General features: G+C 60.7%; 20 protein-coding genes. 15 read left to right on the forward strand and 5 right to left on the reverse strand.

What is annotated here, in order from left to right; all coding sequences use genetic code 11:
- Nucleotides 1–3 precede the first annotated feature (3 nt).
- Genes WNY61_RS06415 through WNY61_RS06430 form a run of 4 tightly spaced genes read right to left on the reverse strand, consistent with a single transcriptional unit; the run spans nucleotide 4 to nucleotide 3,131 of the window.
- Nucleotides 4–774 (reverse strand): ABC transporter permease, encoded by a 771-nt coding sequence (locus WNY61_RS06415; RefSeq protein ID WP_342850641.1) that lies wholly within the window; start codon nucleotides 772–774, stop codon nucleotides 4–6.
- Entirely contained in the window at nucleotides 771–1,523 is a 753-nt protein-coding gene (locus tag WNY61_RS06420; RefSeq protein ID WP_007117764.1) for an ABC transporter permease, read from the reverse strand. Before WNY61_RS06420 ends, WNY61_RS06415 begins: the two co-directional genes overlap by 4 nt.
- 9 nt (nucleotides 1,524–1,532) lie before the next feature.
- On the reverse strand, nucleotides 1,533–2,306 hold the full coding sequence (locus WNY61_RS06425; protein ID WP_342850642.1) for a transporter substrate-binding domain-containing protein: 774 nt from the start codon (nucleotides 2,304–2,306) through the stop codon (nucleotides 1,533–1,535).
- Between the two features lie 30 nt (nucleotides 2,307–2,336).
- A complete protein-coding gene (locus WNY61_RS06430) occupies nucleotides 2,337–3,131 on the reverse strand; it encodes an ATP-binding cassette domain-containing protein (RefSeq protein ID WP_342851102.1) in 795 nt (264 codons plus the stop codon).
- 82 nt (nucleotides 3,132–3,213) lie between these two features.
- Between WNY61_RS06430 and WNY61_RS06435 the strand changes: the two genes are divergently transcribed.
- From WNY61_RS06435 to WNY61_RS06455, 5 genes are all read left to right on the forward strand, one after another.
- Nucleotides 3,214–3,897 (forward strand): TetR/AcrR family transcriptional regulator, encoded by a 684-nt coding sequence (locus WNY61_RS06435; protein WP_342850643.1) that lies wholly within the window; start codon nucleotides 3,214–3,216, stop codon nucleotides 3,895–3,897.
- Complete coding sequence (locus WNY61_RS06440) at nucleotides 3,894–5,081, forward strand: pyridoxal phosphate-dependent aminotransferase (protein ID WP_342850644.1); 1,188 nt, start codon at nucleotides 3,894–3,896, stop codon at nucleotides 5,079–5,081. The genes WNY61_RS06435 and WNY61_RS06440 overlap by 4 nt, the downstream gene beginning before the upstream one ends.
- Complete coding sequence (locus WNY61_RS06445) at nucleotides 5,078–6,670, forward strand: 5-guanidino-2-oxopentanoate decarboxylase (protein ID WP_342850645.1); 1,593 nt, start codon at nucleotides 5,078–5,080, stop codon at nucleotides 6,668–6,670. The genes WNY61_RS06440 and WNY61_RS06445 overlap by 4 nt, the downstream gene beginning before the upstream one ends.
- A 15-nt stretch (nucleotides 6,671–6,685) precedes the next feature.
- Entirely contained in the window at nucleotides 6,686–7,468 is a 783-nt protein-coding gene (locus WNY61_RS06450; protein WP_342850646.1) for an arginine deiminase family protein, read from the forward strand.
- A 570-nt stretch (nucleotides 7,469–8,038) separates the two neighbouring features.
- Nucleotides 8,039–9,655 carry an MFS transporter gene (locus WNY61_RS06455; protein ID WP_342850647.1) on the forward strand — a complete coding sequence of 539 codons (1,617 nt, stop codon included), beginning with the start codon at nucleotides 8,039–8,041 and terminating at the stop codon, nucleotides 9,653–9,655.
- A 184-nt stretch (nucleotides 9,656–9,839) separates the two neighbouring features.
- Here WNY61_RS06455 and WNY61_RS06460 read toward each other — a convergent pair whose 3' ends face one another.
- On the reverse strand, nucleotides 9,840–10,772 hold the full coding sequence (locus WNY61_RS06460; protein ID WP_342850648.1) for an EamA family transporter: 933 nt from the start codon (nucleotides 10,770–10,772) through the stop codon (nucleotides 9,840–9,842).
- Between the two features lie 309 nt (nucleotides 10,773–11,081).
- Between WNY61_RS06460 and WNY61_RS06465 the strand changes: the two genes are divergently transcribed.
- From WNY61_RS06465 to WNY61_RS06510, 10 genes are all read left to right on the forward strand, one after another.
- Nucleotides 11,082–12,209 (forward strand): ROK family transcriptional regulator, encoded by a 1,128-nt coding sequence (locus WNY61_RS06465; protein WP_342851103.1) that lies wholly within the window; start codon nucleotides 11,082–11,084, stop codon nucleotides 12,207–12,209.
- Between the two features lie 3 nt (nucleotides 12,210–12,212).
- Complete coding sequence (locus WNY61_RS06470) at nucleotides 12,213–13,139, forward strand: carbohydrate kinase (protein ID WP_342850649.1); 927 nt, start codon at nucleotides 12,213–12,215, stop codon at nucleotides 13,137–13,139.
- Between the two features lie 148 nt (nucleotides 13,140–13,287).
- Nucleotides 13,288–14,751 (forward strand): glucose-6-phosphate dehydrogenase, encoded by a 1,464-nt coding sequence (zwf, locus tag WNY61_RS06475; protein ID WP_342850651.1) that lies wholly within the window; start codon nucleotides 13,288–13,290, stop codon nucleotides 14,749–14,751.
- Complete coding sequence (gene edd, locus WNY61_RS06480; RefSeq protein ID WP_342850652.1) at nucleotides 14,748–16,556, forward strand: phosphogluconate dehydratase; 1,809 nt, start codon at nucleotides 14,748–14,750, stop codon at nucleotides 16,554–16,556. Before zwf ends, edd begins: the two co-directional genes overlap by 4 nt.
- Before the next feature lie 3 nt (nucleotides 16,557–16,559).
- Entirely contained in the window at nucleotides 16,560–17,213 is a 654-nt protein-coding gene (gene eda, locus WNY61_RS06485; RefSeq protein ID WP_342850653.1) for a bifunctional 4-hydroxy-2-oxoglutarate aldolase/2-dehydro-3-deoxy-phosphogluconate aldolase, read from the forward strand.
- 154 nt (nucleotides 17,214–17,367) lie between these two features.
- Entirely contained in the window at nucleotides 17,368–18,399 is a 1,032-nt protein-coding gene (locus tag WNY61_RS06490) for a LacI family DNA-binding transcriptional regulator (RefSeq protein ID WP_342850654.1), read from the forward strand.
- Nucleotides 18,400–18,514: 115 nt separating this feature from the next.
- Nucleotides 18,515–19,819 (forward strand): sugar ABC transporter substrate-binding protein, encoded by a 1,305-nt coding sequence (locus WNY61_RS06495; protein WP_342850655.1) that lies wholly within the window; start codon nucleotides 18,515–18,517, stop codon nucleotides 19,817–19,819.
- 118 nt (nucleotides 19,820–19,937) lie between these two features.
- A complete protein-coding gene (locus WNY61_RS06500) occupies nucleotides 19,938–20,804 on the forward strand; it encodes a sugar ABC transporter permease (protein WP_342850656.1) in 867 nt (288 codons plus the stop codon).
- Nucleotides 20,805–20,816: 12 nt separating this feature from the next.
- Entirely contained in the window at nucleotides 20,817–21,647 is an 831-nt protein-coding gene (locus WNY61_RS06505; protein ID WP_342850657.1) for a carbohydrate ABC transporter permease, read from the forward strand.
- 15 nt (nucleotides 21,648–21,662) lie between these two features.
- On the forward strand, nucleotides 21,663–22,667 hold the full coding sequence (locus WNY61_RS06510) for an ABC transporter ATP-binding protein (protein ID WP_342850658.1): 1,005 nt from the start codon (nucleotides 21,663–21,665) through the stop codon (nucleotides 22,665–22,667).
- Nucleotides 22,668–22,727 lie beyond the last annotated feature (60 nt).

Raw genomic sequence — 22,727 nt, forward strand, 5'->3', positions numbered from 1 at the left:
CTCTTATCCCGGCACCCGGTTTTCGAACCGCCGAAACATCAATGCGATAACCCCGGCGATGATCATATAAAACACAGCCAGCAAGATCAGCGGCTCATAGACGATAAACGTATCCGACCGGACGCGCGAAGACACGGCATAGAGCTCAACAACCGTGATGGTCGCGACCAGAGGTGTGGCCTTGAGTTGCAGAATGGTTTCACCGCCCAGTGTCGGCAGGACGTTGCGAATTGCCTGCGGCAGCCAGATGCGGCGGAACATGGTGAAACGCGGCATCCCGAATGCGTTTGCGGCCTCAAGCTGCCCCTTGTTCACACTGGAGAACGCGCCGCGCATGACCTCGCCTTCGTAGCCCGCATAAGACAGCGTCAGCGCCAGCACCGCGTAGGGCCAAGCTTGGCGCAGGTAGGGCCATAGTTCACTGCCGCGAATCCAAGGGATTTGCGGGAAAAGCGAGCCGAGGCCGTAGTAGAGCAGCCAGATCTGCAAGAGCAGTGGCGTGCCACGGATGACGGTGCAGAATACCCGCGCAGGGACGGATAGGTACCAAGGCCCGATGGCCTGCGCGAGGCCCAGCGGGATCGCCAAAAGAAACCCCAGCACACAGGTCACGACCAAAATCCAGATCGTGCGCCAAAGGCCTTCCAACGCCAGTGGGGCGTATTCCGGTATCCAATCCCACCGCAGCGCCACGGCGCACCAGATCACCGCGCCCAGCAAAAGCGCCAACATGACAATGCGATGGGGCTGCATCAGAGCGCGAAAAGAGATCATCGGCTCGCTCCTTTCAGCGACGGCTGGCCGCGCCGCGCCCATTTTTCGATCCGGGCAAAGACCACACCCGAACAAAGCGTCACAATTAGATAGAGCGCGCCCGCGGCGAGAAAGAAGGTGAAATAGGCGCGGGTGCTGGCAGCGGCCTGTCGGGTTTCGAGGGTCAGCTCGCTAAAGCCGACGATGGCCAGCAATGCGGTATCCTTGGTCGCAATAAGCCAAAGGTTCGCCAGCCCCGGCGTGGCAAAAGACATCATCGCGGGGATCGTAACCCGGCGCATCAGCATCAGCGGCGGCATACCATAAGCGCGCGCCGCCTCAATCTGGCCCGGTGGAATGGCTTGGATCGCGCCGCGCAACACCTCGGTGGCATAGGCACCCTGTACCACGCCGAGCACCCAGATACCGGCGACGACACCGCTGATCTCAACCCGACCATAGCCCATCGCCTGCGAGAGCTGATTGATAAGGTCGGTACCGACGTAATAGAGGATTAGGATCAGCACCAGTTCAGGCACCGCCCGGATCACAGTCGTGTAGACAGCGAGGAGGTCGCGCAGGACCACCCCGCCATAGAGCTTGCCGTATGCTCCAAAGAGCCCGATCAGCAGACCAAAGCCGAAGGCGCCAAACGCGATCTGCAAAGAGTTCGCGAGCCCGCGCAGAAGGTTGCCTCCCCAGCCCGGCGGGCTGAGGGACAAGAGTTTCGCACTTTCGGTCAGACCGAGCGTTTCGAAGAAGAACTCCACGATACAGGCTTACTCAGCGTAGATGCTTGTATCGAAATAGCGCCCGGTGATCTCTTCGTGGGTGCCATCTTCGAGGATTTTCGCGATGCCCTTGTTCAAGCTTTCGCGCAGCGCATCATCGCCTTTGCGCACCCCGGCGCCGACACCTTTGCCCAAGATGGCCTCGTCATTCTTTACTGGCCCCTTGATCTCGCAGCAGGTGCCGATGTCGGAGTTGACGAAATCCGCCATCGCGATGCTGTCGGCCTGTGTGGCGTCGATCCGACCCGAGACGAGATCCTGATTGGCTTCGTCCTGCGTCTGATACACCCGGATCTCTGCCGCATCGCCGAAATATTCGTTGGCATAGGCTTGGTGAATTGTTGAGGCTTGGATACCGACGATCTTGCCCGCGAGGGACTCGGGCGTAGGCTCAATGTCCATCGACTTATCCGCCACGATCACTGCAGGCGTATTGTAGTAGGGATCGGAGAAATCGATCGTCTGCTGGCGCTCTTCGGTGATCGACATGGAGGCCATGATTGCATCGACCTGCTGGCCAGTCAGCGAGGGGATGATGCCATCCCATGCGACGGGCGTGATCACGCAATCCAGTTCGGCCGCGGCGCAAACCGCGTTGATAACCTCAACTTCCCAACCTTCCCATTCGCCAGAAGCGTTGAGGGAGGCAAAGGGGGGATATGGCTCTGCGGCGATGCCGATCTTCACCTCTTCGGCGGCCACGGCACCTGCGCTGACGATTGCTGTCGCGAGTGCGGTCGTCATAAGTTTCTTGAGTGTCATGATTAGTCTCCCTGTTTTGTTTTTGGTGGTTTAACCGACTGTCTGCAAAAACTGCTGAAGCCGGGCGGATTGAGGGTTGCCGAAAAGCTCTTCCGGCGGCCCCTGTTCTTCGATGCGGCCCTCGAAAAGGTAGACGACGTGGGTCGCCACCTCGCGGGCGAATTTCATCTCATGGGTCACAAGCAGCATGGTGCGCCCTTCGGCGGCCAGATCACGGATGACCGTGAGCACTTCGCCCACCAACTCGGGGTCGAGCGCGCTGGTCGGCTCGTCAAAGAGCATCACACTGGGTTCCACCGCGAGGGCGCGGGCAATGGCCGCGCGCTGCTGCTGGCCGCCGGATAGAAACGCTGGAAAGGTATCCGCCTTGTCGCCCAGACCGACCCGCTCAAGCAGCACCCGCGCGCGCTTGATCGCTTCACTCCGTGGCACCTTAAGCACATAGACCGGCACCTCTATGACGTTCTCTAGCAGGGTGCGGTGGGTCCAAAGGTTGAAGGCTTGGAATACCATGCCAAGGCGGGTTCGGATGCGTTCGATCTGTCGTCGGTCGACGGGTGTGCCGTCTTGGCGCATCTTGATCTCTTCGCCGTTGACGACGATCTGACCCGCGCTTGGGGTTTCTAGAAAATTGATACACCGCAGGAAGGTCGATTTCCCCGAGCCGCTGCCGCCGATAATAGCAACAACATCGCCCTTTTGCGCCGTGAGAGAGACGCCTTTAAGAACCTCCAGCGTGCCGAAGGACTTGTGCAGGTCAGTAACCCTTATGGCCTCATGTTGCCCCGCGCTATCGGCATCTCCGGCCTTTTCCGTGGTTCCGATCGGCTCTCTCTTCAAAGCGTCCGCGCCCCCAGTTTGTGTGCCCCAAAATTGTGACTTGTAGTAAGGCCCGTATTTCGTAATTATGCAAGTGTATAATTACGAGGTCTGGATAACGCCCGTGTCGGACAGCACTCCCAAATTCAAGCGTGAGCCGGCGGAGCACCGCAGGGAGGCGCTGATTAAGGCGACCCTGTCGCTGATCGCCGAAAAGGGCGTTCATGCAGCAACGGTCCGGGCAATTTCTGCCCGCGCCGATGTGTCACAAGGTATGATCCGGCATCACTTTTCGTCCAAAGAAGACCTGATAACCGCGGCCTATGAGTATCACATGGACCGGTTGACCGATTTGACATCGGCTTTTGCGGGCGCCGACTGTGGCGCACCAGCAGCGCGGCTCGCGGCCTTTGTCGTGGGGAGCCTGACACCGCCGGTTGTTGACGCCGGGTCTGTTAGTCTTTGGGCGGGCTTCTTCACCAAGGTCCATGCTGACAAGCAGATGCGGGATACGCACGAACGGACCTATTACAAATTCCGCGATCGGCTCGAAGTGCTGATTGCAGCTGTATTGAGCGAAGCTGGCACGCCACGAACGCCGCAGGAGCTGCGTCATCTGGCAATCGCCTGCAACGCCGTGATCGACGGATTGTGGATGGAAGGCGGCGTTCTTCCAAGCGCTTTCGCGCCGGATGAACTTCCGGACATCGGGATTGGATCAGTCGGCGCAATCCTCGGAATAGACCTTACAAAGGCTGGGCAACAGACATGAAACAGACAGATATAACCAAACGCCTTGCAGGGCTTGGCGGCGCGAAATGGGAAGTCCATCTGAAGGCCCGCGCGCTTGCCGCACAGGGCCGCGATGTCATTGAACTGACCATTGGCGAGCCTGATGTGCCGACGCCCGATGCGCTTGTGGACGTTGCCGCAAATGCGATGCGCCGTGGTCGAACTGGCTATTCCGACGGCCGGGGGGAGATGGGGTTGCGCGCCGCACTGGCCGAGCGCTATTCGCGCACCGCGGGCCGCCGCATCACGCCGGATCAGGCGATGTGCTTTCCCGGCACGCAGACGGCCCTTTATGCGGTGCTGCTGGGTGTTGCAGAGGCCGGTCAGCAGGTTCTGGTCGGCGACCCGATGTACGCCACTTATGAAGGGGTCATCCGCTCTAGTGGTGCTGAGATGGTTCCGGTCCCGCTGCGCCCGGAAAACGGCTTTCGCATTCACGCCGATGACATCGCTGCAAGGATCACCCCGCAGACCACGGCGATCTTGTTAACCACGCCGCATAACCCCACTGGATCGGTGCTGACCCGCGCGGATATAGACGCGATTGGAGAACTGGCAATCGCCCATGACCTCTGGATCATTTCTGACGAGGTCTACGAAGATCTTACGTTTGACACCTCCGATTTCTGCTCGCCCTTGTGGCACCCGCAACTGGCTGACCGTGTCATCGTTGTCTCTTCGATCTCAAAGTCCCACGCAGCACCTGGCTTTCGCAGCGGTTGGTGCATAGGGCCAGAAGCCTTCACCGAGGCACTTTTGCCGCTGTCGGAGACCATGCTCTTTGGCAACCAGCCCTTTATCGCGGACATGACCGAAAAGGCAGTGCGCGAAGGGTCACCTGTGGCCGATGGGATGAAGCACCGTTTCGCCGCGCGGGCCGAGCGTCTGCACAGCCGCCTCTCTGACGAGAGCCAATTGAAGGTGCACCGCCCAGAGGCTGGCATGTTTGCGATGATCGACGTTTCAGCCACGGGCATGAGCGGCACCGACTATGCCCTTCACCTGCTTGAGCATGGTGGCGTTGCGGTTATGCCCGGCGCGTCCTTTGGCGAGACACTCGATGCTTGGGTGCGGGTGGCGCTGACCACCGGCGATGCGGCATTCGACACAGCCTGTGACCGGATCATCCGCCATGCGGCGCAACTGCAACTGGAATCCGCATGACCAGCGTCGGAGAGGCATTTGTCGCCCAACTTTCAGAACGCGGGGTCGACTGTGTTTTTGGCATCCCGGGCGTGCATACGATTGAGCTCTACCGGGGCTTGGCTGCCTCTGGCATTCGCCATGTGACACCCCGGCACGAACAGGGCGCAGGATTCATGGCGGATGGCTACGCGCGGGTATCCGGAAAACCCGGTGTTGCCTTTGTCATCACAGGGCCGGGGCTAACCAATACGCTGACGGCAATGGGGCAGGCGCGGGCCGATTCCGTGCCGATGCTGGTGATCTCCGGCGTCAACACGCTGCCCAGCCTCGGGCAGGGCAGGGGCCACCTGCACGAATTACCCGATCAACGGGCTATGGCACGGACCGTGGCGCTGCTTTCGGAGCGTGTTGAAAGCGCTGATGAACTGGCGCCGATGCTCGCGCGGGTGTTTGAGCCGTTTCACAGCGGCCGACCCGGCCCCACACATCTCGAAATCCCGCTGGATGTCGCCGGTGCACCCTATACCGCAGAGGCGCAGGTCTGTTCTGAGACGGCCCCGCCTTCTCCGTCTGCCGAACAGATCGCAAAAGCCGCCGCGCTATTGGCGCAGAGCAAGGCACCAGTGATCCTCGCCGGGGGCGGGGCCCGTCGCGCAGGGGCGGCCCTGCGCGCACTTGCCGAAAAGCTTGGTGCCCCGGTTGTGCAGGCGGTGAATGCGCGCGGCTTAATGTTTGAGCATCCTTTAGGCGTTCCGGCCAGCCCCAGCCTGCAGGCCGTGCGCAGGCTGATCGCCCAAGCCGACGTCGTACTGGCATTGGGTACTGAATTGGGGCCGACCGATTATGATATGTATGCCACCGGCACGATGCCTGAGATGCAAAGGCTCATCCGCATTGATGTATGTGCTGAACAGCTTGCCCGCCATGCCGCCGAGCTGTCGATCCTCGGCGACGCGACCACCGCAATTGACGCGCTGAATGCGGCTATAGACCGGGAGGCGGCTTCAGATGGCGCGGAACGGGCCGCTAAGGTCCGCCGCGAGGCTTTCGAAGAAATCGGCCCAGAAATGCGCGCGCTTTGCGATGTCCTTGCCGAAGTGCGTACGACAGTTCCGGGGGCAATCATGGTCGGCGATTCCGCTCAGCCGATCTACGCAGGCAACCTCTATTACGATCACGACCGCCCCGGCGGCTGGTTCAACGCCGCCACCGGATTCGGCGCGCTTGGCTATGGCATCCCCGCCGCGATTGGTGCCGCAGCGGCAGCGCCAGATACGCCGGTGATCTGCATCGCAGGTGATGGCGGCGCGCAGTTTAGCCTGCCGGAGCTGATGTGCGCCGTTCAGGAAAACCTGTCGATCTGCTTCATGATCTGGAACAACCACGGCTATCAGGAAATCGCCACCTCCATGCAGGATGCGGGGGTGAGTGTAGTCGGCTGCGACCCGACCCCGCCAGATTTCGCCGCTGTTGCGCAATCCTGTGGCTTGCCCTTCTGGCGCTGCGGGCCAGAGCCAGAGGCCGTCGCAGACGCGCTCCGCACGGCAACAGCTCAAGGCGGACCAACCCTAATTGAAATTCAGGCCCAGCCATTCCTGCGCCAGTGAACCAGAGAGCATGACATGACAGACCCCACCTATGAATTCAGCCGCGCCGTCACCCGCCGCCCCGCTGCCAGCATCGTCAACGGTCTGCGCGCCGAGGACATCGGCACGCCCGATCTTGCCCGAATGGAAGAAGCCCACAGGCATTACGTTGCGACGCTGAAAGAGACTGGCGCCGAGGTGATCGAACTGCCCGCACTTGAAGCGTTTCCAGATTCCGTCTTTGTCGAGGATACCGCGCTATGCCTGCCCAAGGGAGCGGTTCTGATGCGCCCTGGCGCACCAAGCCGGATGGGAGAGGTCGCCGAAATGGCACCGACGCTCGGCGCCCTCTACGACGAATTGCGCCAGATCGATGGCCCCGGCCACATCGAAGGAGGCGACATTCTGGTCACCGGGCGTGAGATTTTAGTAGGCCGATCAGACCGCACCGACGCCGAGGGCGTGGCCGAGCTGACGCGGATCGTCTCGGACTGGGGATATAGCCTGCGCGAGGTCTTTACCCCGCCCGGCGTGTTGCATTTCAAGACCGATTGCTCGCTGCTCGACGGTGGCACCATTCTCAGCACCAAACGGCTCGACGCTTCGGGCTGCTTCGAAGGCTACCGCGTGCTGCACACCGCCGAGGGCGAAGAGGCCGCCGCAAATAGCATCCGGTTCAACCAATTTGTGCTTTGCCCCGCGGGCTTTCCCCGCACCGCCGAAATGCTGACAAATGAGGGCTATAAAGTCGTTGAAATCAGCAATTCCGAGTGCGCCAAACTGGACGGCGGCATGTCGTGTTTGTCTTTAAGGTTTTGATCTGAAGGTCGCTTTGTTCAGGGACTGGTCCGCACTCGCGTGATGTCTGTTTCTTGCAGCGTCGACGGATCAATCTCTGCTTTGCTCGGAGGGAACTGGCCACCGCCATAGGTCAACAACCGCAGCGCCATCCCCGGCAGGAGCGAGGCTGAAGGTCACCCGTGTTTAGGCATAGAGCGCGGTAAACTGACCAACGAAGGCCAAGGTCACGCCGAGGCTGACCATACCAACAGCAGAATGCAGCAAGATGTCATGGCCAATGCGCCAGACACGCTGGCACCGGTGGCGAGCCAGCTGGAGCGATCCTCAAGCTCGATCGGGGTCGCTGTCGTGTGATTTGTCGTTGCGGTGCTCACAGTTGCTTTCTTCATGATCGGCAATGCAGGGTCTGTATATGATCCGCTGGGTCACGGGCTAACTGTTGTCGCCGGGTCGACTGGCAGACGTCCGCTGACACAAACCTAGTTGCCTGTATTCTCTATGGCGCTGCCGATGCGCGGGTCGCTTCTGGGTGGAAATTAATAATCAAACCACATATCGACTAAGGACAGTTACACGAGGCCTTCAGCTTTGCCCGACCGTATTTCGCCCCTGATCCTTTTCCGCAACCAGACCTTCCGATCTTTGTGGATCGCCGCGCTGGCGTCGAACTTTGGCGGGCTGGTGCAGGCGGTGGGTGCTGCGTGGCTTATGACCTCGCTGTCGGACTCGCAGAATATGGTGGCGCTGGTGCAAGGCTCTGTCGCTTTGCCGATCATGATCTTCTCGTTGCTGGCGGGTGTCTTTGCCGATAATTTCGACCGCCGCCGGGTCATGTTGATCGCGCAAAGCTTTATGTTCGGCGTCTCGATCCTGCTGACCTTCATGGCATTTGAGGGCTGGCTTACACCTTGGTTGCTCTTGGCCTTTACCTTTTCCATCGGCTGCGGCACGGCGCTGCATAACCCGTCTTGGCAGGCGACCATGGGCGATATTGTCTCTCGAGAAGAGCTGCCCTCGGCGGTGTCGCTCAACTCTATGGGATTCAACCTGATGCGCAGCATCGGGCCGGCGGCAGGCGGAGCGATTGTTGCGATTGCGGGCGCGGCGGCGGCCTTTGCCGTCAATGCGCTGAGTTATGTGGCGATCATCCTTGCCCTGCTGCGCTGGAAAGCGCCGCTGCGTGATACGCATTTGCCGCGTGAGCCGATGGGCAGCGCCTTTTCCGCCGGGCTGCGCTATGTCGCGATGTCGCCCAATCTGATGCGGGTTATCCTGCGCGGCTTTTGGTTCGGGCTGTCGGCCATTGCCCTGCTGGCGCTGCTGCCGGTTGTGGTGCGTGAGACGCTTCAGGCAACGGCCTTCGTCTATGGCATCATGCTGGGGTGTTTCGGCATGGGGGCGGTGTTTGGCGCTCTGGCAAACGCAGGGCTGCGGGCGCGGTTTCGCAATGAGATGATCGCGCGTGGCGGTTTCGTTGGCTTCGCCCTCAGCTGTGCCGTGCTGGCAGTCAGCGCGCAGCCTGTTTTATCGGGTGCCGCGCTGATGCTCGCTGGGGCGTGTTGGGTGCTGTCGCTGTCAATGTTCAACGTGACGATCCAGCTTTCAACGCCGCGATGGGTCGTGGGCCGGGTGATCGCACTTTACCAGACAGGCACTTTCGGGGGCATGGCGGCAGGCAGTTTGATCTGGGGGATTGTCGCCGACCGGGGCGGGCCGGAAACCGCGCTTGCCGGGGCCAGCGTAATGCTGCTGATCGGTGCGATGATCGGCCTGCGGCTGCCTTTGCCTGAGTTCAGCGGGCTCGACCTTGACCCCCTCAACCGTTTCAAAGAACCCGACACGCGGTTTGATCTTAGCTATCGCAGCGGGCCGGTGATGGTCATGGTAGATTATGAGATCGCGCAGTCGGATGTGCCGGAATTTCTAACCGCGATGAGCCTGCGGCGGCGGGTGCGCATCCGCGATGGCGCGCAGCAATGGGCGCTGCTGCGCGATCTGCACCGACCAGAGCATTGGAGCGAGAGCTATCATGTGCCCACGTGGGGTGAATACGTCCGTCACAACGAGCGGCGGACCAATGCAGATGCGGAGCTATCGGATCAGATCAGTCGGCTCCATCGCGGCGAGGCACCGCCCGAAGTGCATCGGATGATTGAGCGCCAAACCGTGCCACTGCGCGATGATATGTTGCAAAAAGGGACTTAAACGACGCGACTCCCTAAGGCAGTCAGCGTTCATGGCCCGCCCAGTCGAACGTCAGAAAAATGCCAAGCTGGCGTGAGAACGCAGGCGTGTGGCTGTTTGCCCTGCGATCCCAGAGCCAAATGAAACTGGCAGTGACCATCGAACGGCTATTGGCGCGAATAAACCAAAGGCGCGTTCTTACCCCTCAACCCACGCCCGGCGGCTGAGCATGCGCACCGCGGCGAAGCCTTGCGGGCAGGGGGAGGGTGATGATTGCAAGGCAGCCGATGACCAGTGCCACCCCGACCCAGCCAAGCGGGGGCAGGCGCTCTGCGACAATCAGCACGGCCAGTACCGCGGCCACCACAGGCTCAAAAAGGGTTATGACGGTTGCCGTGCTTGCCTCTACCCGGGCAAGGCCGTAGCCAAAACTGATGTAGCCCAGAAACATCGGCACGGCAGCCATGTAGAGACCCACGGCAGCGTTGCTCCAAGAGGTGAGAAAAGCGTCACCTGAAACAAGCAGAACCGGCATGAGCATCAGCCCACCCAGTCCAAAAGTGGCCCCCATGGCCACCGAGGATCTTGTTCCTTGCAACATCATCTTCCGCGCGCTCCACGAATACAGCGCGTAGGTAAACCCCCCGACCAGCCCCAAAAGAACGCCCAATGGGACGGATGCGGCGTCCGCTCCTCTATCATGCGCGGCCCCTTCAGCGAGGCAGATCAGCCCCATGCCAATCAACCCCACCACCGCACCGAGGGACCACCTTAGGGTCAGGCGGCGGCCATCAAGCACGTATTCGATCAGCGCCGACAGCAGCGGTGCGGAGCCGATGGTAATAACCGTGCCCACCGTCACCGCCGCCAACCGCATCGCGCCGTAAAAGGCCAAAGGATAGACCGCGACAGCAAGTGCACCGATCACCAGCAAGCGGCGTTGATCCCAAAGCCGCGCGCGTTGCTGCAAAATACCCCGCCCGGCCCAGAGCGCCTGTGCAATTCCGCCCAGCCCCATGGCCGCCGCCCCGATGGCGGCAGCGCTGACATCGGGTGCGAAGGTAGCAGCCGTGCCGGTTGTGCCCCAGACCACAGCGGCGAAAAGAATGGCGATCACGCCCCAGCGGTTGCCCTGCATCACTCTTACGCCCTGTTTCTCTTTAGAGGTGCCAAACGGGTACCCTTAGTCAGTAGGCCGTTCAAGGCTTCGCTATGCCCCTGTGTCCACCAAGAGGCGGTCAGGTCTGCTATCGCCTTTAGGCGCCCATATAGAGCGCCCGCGGCGTTAATCTTCCGATAAGTAAATAAGAGTGATTTAATTATTGACTTAGCCACGTGCATTTGGGATTTGTGCGAGCGAAGCAGCGCAGAAACCGGAGGGGAGGCCAGTTTGCAGCACATCCAAACATTCGCCGACCGAACCGCGCGCGGCTCAAACCAAAGCGGGATGCGGGCGCATAACGAACGGCTTGTTCTGTCGCTTGTCCGCCGTAGTGGCCCGACCTCAAAGGCTGAGATCGCCCGTCTGACGGGCCTATCTGCGCAAACTGTTTCGGTCATCATGCGGGCGCTTGAGGCGGATGGGCTTCTGAAAAAAGGCGCGCGGGTGCGGGGCCGGGTGGGGCAGCCTTCGGTGCCGATTAGCCTCAATCCAGAGGGGGCGTTCTTTCTGGGGTTAAAGATCGGGCGGCGCAGTGTGGAACTGATCCTGACCGACTTCGAAGGGCAAGTGACGCACCACAGCCGCGAGGTTTATCAGCATCCGACCCCTGCTGCCGTCATGGGGTTCGCAACCCTTGCCCTGCAAAACTCGCTTGCCTCGTTGACCGCCGATCAACAGGCGCGCGTCGCGGGTATGGGCATCGCGCTGCCCTTTGGTATGTGGGAATGGGAAGTGACCAGCGGCGATCTGAGCGCATGGCGTGATTTTGATATCGCCGCGGCTTTGGCCAAGGTTGTCGATCTGCCGATCTACATCTGCAATGACGCTTCCGCCGCCTGCGGGGCCGAGCTGGTCTTTGGCACGCAGGATAAACCGCGCGATTTTCTATATTTCTACATCGGCTATTTTGTCGGTGGCGGGCTGGTGCTGGATAGCAAGCTCTACACTGGCAAAACCGGCAATGCGGGGGCGCTGGGCTCCATGCCGCTGGCCGGAGGCGCGCCGCGTCAATTGGTCGACGTCGCCTCGTTGGCGACATTAGAGGCGGCGTTGCAACAGGCCGGAGAGACCCGCCGCGCCAGTTGGAGCGACCCGGCAGCTTGGGTCATCTCAGGCGACATACTGGAGCGGTGGCTCGACAGCGCAGCCGATGCGCTGGCACAGGCGATCCGCATGACCGCCTGCCTGATCGATTTCGACACGGTGATGATCGACGGCTCCCTCCCTGTGAAAGTGCGCGCGGACATTGTCGCGCGCTGCCGTCGCCACCTTGCAGCACAGCCCCTCCCGGGTGTGACCCTTCCTGAATTGCGCGAAGGCACCGTTGGCAGCGACGCCCGCGCACTTGGTGCGGCGAGCCTGCCGCTTTCTGACCGTTTCCTCGTCGACCGCGACGCATTTTTGAAAGGCTAACAGATGATCCTTTGTAGCGGAGAAGCCCTGATCGATATGATCCCAACCCCCACCACCACAGGACCAGAAGGGTTTGTGCCCCATGCGGGCGGGGCGGTTTTCAACACGGCAATCGCTTTGGGGCGGTTGGGGGCGCAGGTCGGGATGCTCTCGGGCCTATCGTCGGACATGTTCGGGCGGCAATTGGTTGATGGGTTAAAGGCCAGCCATGTCGACGTGTCGCATCTTGTCGTATCCGACCGCCCGACGACCCTCGCTTTTGTTCGGCTGGTGGGCGGCCATGCAACCTATGATTTTTATGACGAAAACTCCGCAGGTCGCATGATCACGCCGGGGGATATGCCCACGCTCTCGGGCGAGGTTTCGGCGCTGTATTTCGGCGGGATCAGCTTGGCCTGCGAGCCGGGGGCAGATGCCTATGCCGATCTGCTGGCGCGCAACGCCGAAGGGCGCGCGGTGATGATCGACCCCAACATCCGCCCCGGTTTCATCAAGGATATCGAGCGTTACCGTCAAAGGCTCGACCGGATGCTGGCCTTGTCGGACATCGTGAAGGTGTCGGATGAGGATCTGAACTGGATCAACCCCGCGCCCCTGTCGCTCCGCGATAAGGTGGCCGAGTTGTTGGCCAAAGGGCCATCGGTGGTCATCCTGACCCGTGGGGGCGAGGGGGCAATGGGCTATCTGGCAAATGGAGAAGAGGTGCAAGTTCCTGCCGTAAAAGCGGAAATCGTCGATACGGTGGGGGCGGGCGATACGTTCAACGCAGGCGTGTTGGCGAAGATGTCGGAGCTTGGGCAGTTGCATAAATCCGCTCTGGCCAATCTCTCGCCTGAGGTGCTGGCAGAGGCTTTGGCCTATGGCGCCCGGGTCGCCGCTGTGACCGTTTCGCGCGCCGGTGCGAACCCGCCTTGGGTCGAGGAAATATGATATGTTGATGAAGCACCTATCTTTTTCGCTCAGATATGTTAGCGCTACCAGTGAGCGCTCAAAGGAGGGGGTTTGGAAAATGGCGATGGCTTTGGACAATCCAAGAATCGGTGCCTCAGTGCATCCTCTCGGCCAGGAGGCCTGACCAATGGTTTCACGCGTTATCCCCGTCGATCCTTTCGACCTCGTTATCTTTGGCGCCACGGGTGACCTTGCCCGGCGCAAGATCCTGCCCGGTCTTTTCCATCGTTTTACCGTGGGCCAGATGCCCGACGCGGCGCGGATCGTCGGCGCGGCCCGCTCTGAGTTTGATGCCGAAGCCTTTCGCAGCATGATCCGTGATAGCCTGCTGGAGTTTGCCCCCGCGCTGGCCAAAGAAACCGCGCTGCTGGAGCAGTTCCTCGGTATGGTGCAATACGTTCGCGTCGATGCTGCGGGCGATGCGGGTTGGGCGGACCTGAAAGACCTGATGCGCGATGATGTTGTACGGGCCTTTTACCTCTCGGTCTCCCCATCGCTTTTTGGCACGATTGGCGGTAAGCTGCACGATCACGGGATCGCTACCCGCGAAAGCCGCATCGTTGTCGAAAAGCCCTTTGGTCATGATCTGGAGACCGCGCAGGCGCTGAACGCCGATCTGCGGGCGAATTTCGACGAAAGCCAGATTTACCGGATCGACCACTACCTTGGCAAAGAGACCGTGCAGAACCTCATGGCGTTGCGCTTTGCCAATGCGCTGTGGGAACCGCTGTGGAACTCCACCCATATTGACCATGTGCAGATCACGGTGTCCGAAAGCCTCGGTGTTGAGGGGCGGGGCGAGTATTACGACCGCTCGGGCGCGATGCGTGATATGGTACAAAACCATTTGATGCAGCTGTTGTGTCTGACGGCGATGGAGCCGCCTTCGCGGTTCGACCCCAACGCGGTGCGCGACGAGAAGGTGAAGGTGATCGAGGCGTTAGAGCCAGTGGCGCAAAAAGACCTCGCCCGCGGCCAGTACCGCTCGGCGAATGGCGAAGGCAGCTACCGCGACCACGCAGGAGATCCCGACAGCCGCACTGAAAGCTTCATCGCGATGAAGGTGAAAATCGCCAATTGGCGGTGGGCGGGCACGCCTTTCTACCTGCGCACGGGCAAGAAGTTGCGCGGGCGTAGCTCCGAGATTGCAGTCATCTTCCGCGATCCGCCGCATATGATTTTTCCGGCGATGGAGGGGCATAAGGGCAATGCGCTGATTATCCGCCTGCAGCCGGATGAGGGCATCACCCTGCGCAACACGATTAAAGACCCCGGCCCCGGCGGCATGCGTCTGGCCGAAGTGTCGCTGGATATGACCTTTGCCGATGCCTTGGGCGAAGAGGCCACGCCACAAGACGCCTATGAGCGGCTGATCATGGATGTGATCCGTGGCGATCAGACGCTGTTCATGCGTGGTGACGAGGTCGAGGCCGCTTGGGCCTGGGCCGATCCGATCATTCACGGCTGGGAAGAGACCCGGCAACCTCCGTACCCCTATGACCCTGCCAGCTCCGGCCCCGAAGAAGCGCTGATGCTGATGCACCGCGACGGCCGTCGCTGGCGCGAGATCACAAGAAAGGACGACCAATGACCCTGCATTCAACGATTGACCGTGTAACCGACCGTATAATCGCCCGCAGTGAGGCGACCCGCCGCCCCTACCTGGATCGGATGGAAGCCGCCCGCGCCAAGGGACCGGCCCGCGCGCATCTGTCCTGTAGCGGGCAGGCCCATGCCTATGCCGCCTCTGGCGAAGACAAGGACCGACTGGCGACCACCAGCGCAGGCAACCTCGGGATCGTGACCACCTACAACGACATGCTCTCGGCGCACCAGCCGTTTGAGCGTTACCCTGATTTGATCCGCGACGCGGTACGTTCCGCAGGCGGCACCGCGCAGGTAGCGGGCGGTGTGCCTGCGATGTGCGACGGGGTGACCCAAGGCGAGGCGGGGATGGAACTGTCGCTTTTCTCGCGCGATGTGATTGCGTTGGCGGCGTCGGTAGCACTCAGCCACAACACCTTTGACGCTGCCGTTTACCTTGGGGTCTGCGACAAGATCGTTCCGGGGCTGGTGATCGCGGCGCAGGCCTTTGGCCATCTACCTGCCGTCTTCCTGCCCGCCGGGCCGATGGAGAGCGGGCTGTCGAATGATGAAAAAGCCAAGGTGCGCCAGCAGTTTGCCGCAGGCGAAGTTGGGCGGGACGCGCTGATGGCTGCCGAGATGGCCGCTTACCACGGGCCGGGCACCTGCACCTTCTACGGCACCGCGAACACCAACCAGATGCTGATGGAGTTCATGGGTCTGCACCTGCCGGGAGCGAGCTTTGTGCCGCCAAACGGGATGTTGCGCGATGCGCTGACCCAAGAGGGGGCGAAACGTGCGCTGGCTCTGAGCGCTCTGGGCAATGACTACACGCCCGTGGCTTCGATCCTTGATGAAAAAGCGTTCGTGAATGGGATCGTCGGGCTCAATGCAACGGGGGGGTCGACCAACCTGCTGATCCACCTTATCGCTATGGCGCGGGCCGGGGGGATCATTCTGGATTGGGAGGATTTTTCGGACATTTCCGACATCACGCCGCTGCTGGCACGGGTCTATCCCAACGGTCTGGCAGACGTGAACCATTTCCACGCGGCGGGCGGCTTGGGCTATATGATCGGCGAATTGCTGAAATCTGGCCATCTGCACCCCGACACCCATACCGTCGCCGGGCAGGGGTTGGAGCATTACACGTCTGAGCCGAAGCTAAAGGCTGACGGTCTGGTTTGGGAAAAGGGAGCAGGCGAAAGCCTCAACGAGAAGATCCTCCGCCCTGCCAGCGATCCCTTCCAATCGACGGGCGGGCTGCGGCGCATGGCCGGGTCTTTGGGCACGGCCTGTATGAAAGTCTCTGCCGTGGCACCCGAGCACCATATCATCGAAGCCCCGGCGCGGGTCTTTGCTGATCAAAACGAAGTCAAAGCGGCATTTAAGGCAGGCGAGCTTACCGACGACGTAATCGTCGTGGTGCGCTTTCAAGGGCCAAAGGCCAATGGCATGCCTGAGTTGCACAGCCTGACCCCGCTCCTGTCAATCCTTCAAGGTCGCGGGCAGAAGGTGGCGCTGGTCACCGATGGGCGCATGTCGGGCGCGTCGGGCAAAGTGCCTGCGGCGATCCATGTCAGCCCTGAGGCGGTCGACGGCGGCCCCATCGCGCGGGTGCGGGACGGTGATCTGCTGCGCGTTGACGCGGTGGCGGGCACGCTCGACGTGCTGGCCGATGGGTTCGAAGACCGTCCCAACGTCACGGCGGACCTGTCGGCCTATCACGCAGGCACGGGGCGCGAGTTGTTCGAAATGTTCCGCAACACTGTCGGTTCCGCCACCACCGGCGCAACCATTTTTGGAGGCTGATCCATGACCCTTACTGCAAAAGACGCCAGCCGTCGCACCCGCGAAATCTGCGCACTCGCCCCGATCGTGCCCGTTTTGGTGATCGAAGACGCGGCCCACGCCCGCGCATTGGCCGAGGCGCTGGTCGCCGGGGGGCTGCCCGCCTTAGAGGTCACCCTGCGCACACCTGCTGCACTCGACGCGATTGCGGCCATGGCCGAAGTCACGGGCGGGCATGTGGGGGCGGGGACGCTGATCACTCCTGAAGATGTGCGCGCGGCGAAACGGGCAGGGGCGATCTTTGGCGTCTCGCCCGGTGCCACCGACGCGCTGCTCGCCGCCTGTGAAGAAGAGGACCTGCCGCTGCTGCCCGGTGCTGCCACCGCCAGCGAGGCGATGCGGCTGCTGGAGCGCGGCTATGACATGCTGAAGTTCTTTCCCGCCGAAGCTTCTGGCGGGGCACCTGCGGTCAAGGCCATTGGCGCCCCGCTGCCGCAGATCACTTTCTGCCCGACCGGCGGCGTCAGCCCCGAGAACGTAGAAAGCTACCTGAGCCTGCCAAATGTGCTCTGCGCCGGGGGCAGTTGGGTGGCACCGAAAAACCTGATCGACGCCCAGGATTGGGCCGGGATCGAAGCGCTTGCACGGGCAGCGGCACAGTCTGGCAAGTCTGGCTAAACCCGTCGGGGGCAGGGGCAAGGAGCGGTTTTTTCACAGTGGATGCATGGGCTGTGAAAGGCCTGCCGCATTCAACGCTCTTGCTGGCTGAGCAAACTTATCCCTATATTGACTTTAGTTTACGCGCGCAGCGTTTCGTCAAGGGAGGGTTAAAATGGGCCAGCAAAAGATCCGCAATATGGAGGAATTTGCCGCAGTAAGTGGCATTTCCCGGCCCACCCTATCGAAATACTTTAACGATCCCGACAGCGTGCGCCGCTCTACCCGAGAGCGGATCGAGACGGCGCTGAGCCAGCATGATTATCGCCCCAACGTCTATGCCGTGAACCAAAACCGCCGCAAAACCCGCAACATCGGCGTTGTCGTGCCCAACCTCGCCGACCCGTTCTTTTCCGAGATTGGCCGCGAGGTGGAGCTGGCCTGTCTGGCTGCAGGGTATAGCCCGATCTTGCTCAGTTCGCACGGCAACCCGGCGCAGGAACGGGCCAATCTGGATTCGCTTCGGGCGCTGAAACCTGCGGGCGTGCTGTTGGCGCCGTTCGGCAAGGCCTCAGACCGAGGGGCGATTGAGCGCTTCTGTAGGGACGTGCCCGTCGTCACATTTGACGCGACTGTCGAAGGGGTTTGCGAGGCTTTCGTCGGGACTGATAACTTCCAAAGTGTCGAATTGATCGTCGAATATCTGTGTCGCAGCGGCGAGCCGCCCTGCTTTTTCGAGATGAAGACCCCCAGCAACCCCAATGCCAATAAACGCCGTCAGGCTTATCTTGAGGCGATGGAGCGGCACGGCTTTGCACCGCATATTCATCAAGTCCCAGGCGAGGGATGGAATTTCGAGGAGATCGGCGCGACCGAGGGCGGGAAGCTGATCTCAACCGGTGCATTTGAGACGGATACAGTACTGTGCTCGAACGACCGTCTAGCCATCGGGATGCTGTCGGCGGCTTATGAGCTGGGTCTGCGGGTTGGCCACGGCAAGGATTGCGTCATGCGGATCGCAGGGCAGGATGACCACCCGTTCTCGCGCTACACCTGCCCGCCGCTGACCACCATCGCACAGGATTATGGCGCCATCGCGAATCGTGCGGCCAGCACCCTGTTCCGCATTATCGAAAGCGAAACGCGGCTGGCTGAGCGCGAAGAGACGTTATTTGAGGGCAAACTTGTGATGCGGGCCTCTGCGTAACCCCTTGAGTTCGCAAGTTGCCTCAAAAATAATTAACGCGCGTAAAATTTAAGTTGACGGCGCGTTATGTGGATCGCTAGTCTTGCTTCATCATCTATAGAGGGAGGAACTATCGATGTTCTCGAATAAATCATTGCAAGCCGCGACAGCCATGTCCCTGATCATGGGCGGCGGCGCTTTTGCCGAAACGATCACCATCGCCACCGTGAACAACGGCGACATGATCCGTATGCAGGGCTATACCGACAAATTTACCGAAGAGACCGGCCACGAAGTGGAGTGGGTCACGTTGGAAGAAAACGTGCTGCGCCAGCGCGTCACCACCGACATCTCGACCAAGGGCGGCTCTTTCGACATCATGACCATCGGCATGTATGAAACGCCGATCTGGGGTGCGAACGGCTGGCTGGTGCCGCTGGATGACCTCAGCGAAGACTATGACGCAGACGATATCCTGCCGGCCATGGCCGGTGGTCTGAGCCACGAAGGTACGCTTTACGCCGCACCTTTCTATGGCGAAAGCTCCATGATCATGTACCGCACGGATCTGATGGAAAAAGCCGGCATGGAAATGCCGAAAGACCCGACTTGGGAGTTCATCCGCGAAGCCGCGGCTGCCATGACCGATCGTGAAAACGACATCAACGGCATCTGCCTGCGCGGCAAAGCCGGTTGGGGCGAGGGCGGCGCGCTGATCACGGCGATGTCCAACTCCTTCGGCGCACGCTGGTTCGACGAAGACTGGAACGCCCAGTTCGACACCGAAGCTTGGGCCAACACGATCAACTTCTACAAAGACCTGATGGATGAGAGCGGCCCAGCAGGCTATGCCTCCAACGGTTTCAACGAGAACCTCTCGATGTTCCAGCAGGGCAAATGCGGCATGTGGATCGACGCCACAGTGGCGGCGTCCTTCGTGACCAACGGTGAAGAGTCCACCGTGGCCGACAAGGTTGGTTTTGCGCTGGCACCGGACACGGGCCTTGGCAAACGTTCCAACTGGCTCTGGGCATGGGCGCTGGCGATCCCGGCGGGCACTCAAAAAGAAGATGCCGCGAAAGAGTTCATCGAATGGGCCACGTCGAAAGACTACATTGAGCTGGTTGCCGAGAACGAAGGTTGGGCAAACGTCCCTCCCGGCGCGCGCAAGTCTCTCTATGAGAACCCCGAGTACCAGAAAGTGCCCTTCGCACAGATGACACTGGACTCGATCCTTTCGGCTGATCCTGAGAACTCCACCGTCGATCCGACGCCTTATGTCGGTGTTCAGTTCGCCGCGATCCCAGAGTTTGCAGGCATCGCGACAGACGTGAGCCAAGAGTTCTCTGCCGCCTATGCCGGTCAACAGACCGTCGAAGAGGCACTTGAGAAGGCACAAGCCCTGACCAACGACGCAATGGAAGCCGCCGGCTACCGCTAAGCCGCCGCTTTATCGGCACAAAGGGCGGCGGCCACCGCCGCCCTTTTTCGCCCCACCACAAAATATGATACCCTTCACCTAAACGCGGCATCCGCCGCCAGCAGAGGAGATGTGCCCGATGGCTACCCAACATTCCCGATCAGCGGCACGCCTGATGATGGCCCCTGCGGTGGTCTTGCTTCTTGGATGGATGCTCATCCCGCTTTCTATGACGCTCTATTTCTCGTTCAAGAAATACCTGCCGATGCGCGGCGGTGATCTGGGCTGGGTGGGGTTCGACAACTACGTGCGTTTCGTCACCTCGAGCGCCTTTTGGCCCTCGGTGATGACCACGCTGATTATCGTCGGCGGTGTGCTGGCGATTACTGTTTGCCTTGGCATTGTGCTTGCCATTCTCCTGAACCAGCCGATGTGGGGGCAGGGCTTTGTCCGCATCCTCGTGATCGCGCCCTTCTTTGTCATGCCGACCGTTTCGGCGCTGGTGTGGAAGAACATGTTCATGGACCCGAACTACGGGCTTTTCGCCTACCTTTGGGAATTCTTCGGGGCGACCCCGGTGCAATGGATGAGCCAAGCCTCTTTGACGTCGATCATTATCATCGTGTCATGGCAGTGGCTGCCCTTTGCGACGCTGATCCTGCTCACCGCGATCCAGTCGCTCGACCGCGAGCAGCTTGACGCAGCTGAGATGGACGGCGCCCCCGCAAGCAAACGTTTCGCCTATATCACCCTGCCGCACCTGGGCCGCGCGATCACCGTGGTGATCTTGATCCAGACGATCTTTCTCTTGTCGATCTTTGCGGAGATATTCGTGACCACGGGCGGTGCCTTTGGGACCAAAACACTGACCTATCTCATCTTCCAGCGGGTGCTGGAAAGCCAGAACATCGGCCTTGGATCGGCAGGCGGTGTCTATGCAATCATTCTCGCCAATATTATTGCCATCTTCCTGATGCGCATCGTCGGCAAGAACTTGGACGCCTGAGGAGGAGACATCATGGCACGCTCAGTCACCAAACAACGCAAGATCGTCAACACGGCCATCGCATGGGGCATCGGTTTCCTGATCTTCTTCCCGATCCTTTGGACCATCCTCACCAGCTTCAAGACCGAAGCACAGGCCATCGCCGATCCGCCGATCTTCCTCGGCTTTGATTGGACGCTGGCCAATTACGAGGCGGTTCTGGAACGCTCGAACTACGGGCGGTTCTTGTGGAACTCGATCATCATCGCCGGGGGCTCGACCGTCCTTGGCATCCTGATCGCGGTGCCCGCCGCATGGTCGATGGCCTTTGTGCCCGGCAAGCGGACCAAAGACATCCTGCTCTGGATGCTCTCGACCAAGATGCTGCCCGCGGTGGGTGTGCTCTATCCGATCTACCTGCTCTGCATCCAGTTTAGTGTGCTCGACAGCAAGATCGCTTTGGTCATCATCTTGATGCTCATCAACCTGCCGATCATCGTCTGGATGCTTTATACCTACTTCCGCGAAATCCCTGGCGAGATCTTGGAAGCGGCACGGATGGATGGGGCGAGCCTGCGTGAAGAGGTGCTCTATGTCCTCACGCCCATGGCGATCCCCGGCATTGCCTCCACGCTGCTCTTGAACTTCATCCTCGCATGGAACGAAGCCTTCTGGACGCTCAACCTCACAGCGGCCAAAGCGGCACCGCTCACGGCCTTCATCGCGAGCTATTCCAGCCCCGAAGGCCTTTTCTACGCGAAACTCAGCGCGGCCTCCACCATGGCCATCGCGCCAATCCTCATCCTCGGCTGGTTCAGCCAGAAGCAGCTTGTCAGCGGCCTGACATTCGGCGCAGTCAAGTAAGTAAGGGACAGTCACATGGGACAAATTAAACTCAATCAGGTTTCCAAAAGCTTCGGCGACGTGGAAGTCATTCCGCCCCTTGATCTGACCATCGAAGATGGCGAGTTCACGGTCTTCGTCGGCCCCTCGGGCTGCGGGAAATCGACACTGCTGCGGCTGATCGCGGGGTTAGAGGATATCACCTCGGGCCATATCGACATCGACGGCACGGATGCGACCCATGTGCCGCCCGCGAAACGCGGTCTGGCGATGGTGTTCCAATCCTACGCTCTTTACCCGCATATGTCGGTGCGCAAGAACATTGCCTTTCCGATGAAAATGGCCGGGCTGCCTGCTGATGAACAAAACCGTCGGATTGAAGCGGCTGCCAAAGCGCTGAACTTGACTGACTACCTTGACCGTCGTCCGGGCCAACTGTCAGGCGGCCAGCGCCAGCGGGTCGCGATTGGCCGTGCCATTGTGCGGGAGCCTTCGGCGTTCCTGTTCGATGAGCCGCTGTCGAACCTCGACGCCGCGCTGCGCGTGGGGATGCGTCTGGAGATCAGCGAGCTGCACAAGCGGCTGGCCACGACGATGATCTACGTCACCCACGATCAGGTCGAAGCGATGACCATGGCCGACAAGATCGTCGTGCTGCGCGCGGGCTATATCGAACAGGTCGGCACCCCGCTTGAGCTTTACTACAAGCCGCGCAACGAATTCGTTGCGGGTTTCATCGGCTCGCCCAAGATGAACCTGATCAAAGGTGCCGAAGCCGAAGCGCGCGGCGCGCCGACCATCGGCATCAGGCCCGAGCATTTTGACGTCTCCACGACTGAGGGCGCGTGGGAAGGCACCATCGGCGTGGCCGAGCATCTGGGCTCTGACACCTTCTTGCACATCCACGGTGTCGCGGGTTGTGACCCGATGACCGTGCGCGTGGATGGGGAACTGCCGGTGAAACATGGCGACCGTATTTTCCTCACCCCGCAGGCGGACAAGCTGCACCGGTTCGACGCACAAGGCCTTCGGGTCGAGTAATGCAAGCGACAGGAACGACAGGCCGACCCCCGCACCCTTTCCCCGGTGCGCGGCCCTACA

Origin of the sequence: Sulfitobacter sp. AS92 (assembly GCF_038900015.1) — a bacterium.
In the GTDB taxonomy this organism is placed as follows: Bacteria; Pseudomonadota; Alphaproteobacteria; order Rhodobacterales; family Rhodobacteraceae; genus Sulfitobacter.

Excerpts from the sequence above, each read along its gene's own strand:
- WNY61_RS06415 (WP_342850641.1), bottom strand. The coding sequence starts at position 774 with ATGATCTCTTTTCGCGCTCTGATGCAGCCCCATCGCATTGTCATGTTG.
- WNY61_RS06425 (WP_342850642.1), bottom strand. The coding sequence starts at position 2,306 with ATGACACTCAAGAAACTTATGACGACCGCACTCGCGACAGCAATCGTC.
- WNY61_RS06435 (WP_342850643.1), top strand. The coding sequence starts at position 3,214 with ATGCAAGTGTATAATTACGAGGTCTGGATAACGCCCGTGTCGGACAGC.
- WNY61_RS06440 (WP_342850644.1), top strand. The coding sequence starts at position 3,894 with ATGAAACAGACAGATATAACCAAACGCCTTGCAGGGCTTGGCGGCGCG.
- WNY61_RS06445 (WP_342850645.1), top strand. The coding sequence starts at position 5,078 with ATGACCAGCGTCGGAGAGGCATTTGTCGCCCAACTTTCAGAACGCGGG.
- WNY61_RS06450 (WP_342850646.1), top strand. The coding sequence starts at position 6,686 with ATGACAGACCCCACCTATGAATTCAGCCGCGCCGTCACCCGCCGCCCC.
- WNY61_RS06460 (WP_342850648.1), bottom strand. The coding sequence starts at position 10,772 with ATGCAGGGCAACCGCTGGGGCGTGATCGCCATTCTTTTCGCCGCTGTG.
- WNY61_RS06465 (WP_342851103.1), top strand. The coding sequence starts at position 11,082 with ATGCGGGCGCATAACGAACGGCTTGTTCTGTCGCTTGTCCGCCGTAGT.
- WNY61_RS06470 (WP_342850649.1), top strand. The coding sequence starts at position 12,213 with ATGATCCTTTGTAGCGGAGAAGCCCTGATCGATATGATCCCAACCCCC.
- zwf (WP_342850651.1), top strand. The coding sequence starts at position 13,288 with ATGGTTTCACGCGTTATCCCCGTCGATCCTTTCGACCTCGTTATCTTT.
- edd (WP_342850652.1), top strand. The coding sequence starts at position 14,748 with ATGACCCTGCATTCAACGATTGACCGTGTAACCGACCGTATAATCGCC.
- eda (WP_342850653.1), top strand. The coding sequence starts at position 16,560 with ATGACCCTTACTGCAAAAGACGCCAGCCGTCGCACCCGCGAAATCTGC.
- WNY61_RS06490 (WP_342850654.1), top strand. The coding sequence starts at position 17,368 with ATGGGCCAGCAAAAGATCCGCAATATGGAGGAATTTGCCGCAGTAAGT.
- WNY61_RS06495 (WP_342850655.1), top strand. The coding sequence starts at position 18,515 with ATGTTCTCGAATAAATCATTGCAAGCCGCGACAGCCATGTCCCTGATC.
- WNY61_RS06500 (WP_342850656.1), top strand. The coding sequence starts at position 19,938 with ATGGCTACCCAACATTCCCGATCAGCGGCACGCCTGATGATGGCCCCT.
- WNY61_RS06505 (WP_342850657.1), top strand. The coding sequence starts at position 20,817 with ATGGCACGCTCAGTCACCAAACAACGCAAGATCGTCAACACGGCCATC.
- WNY61_RS06510 (WP_342850658.1), top strand. The coding sequence starts at position 21,663 with ATGGGACAAATTAAACTCAATCAGGTTTCCAAAAGCTTCGGCGACGTG.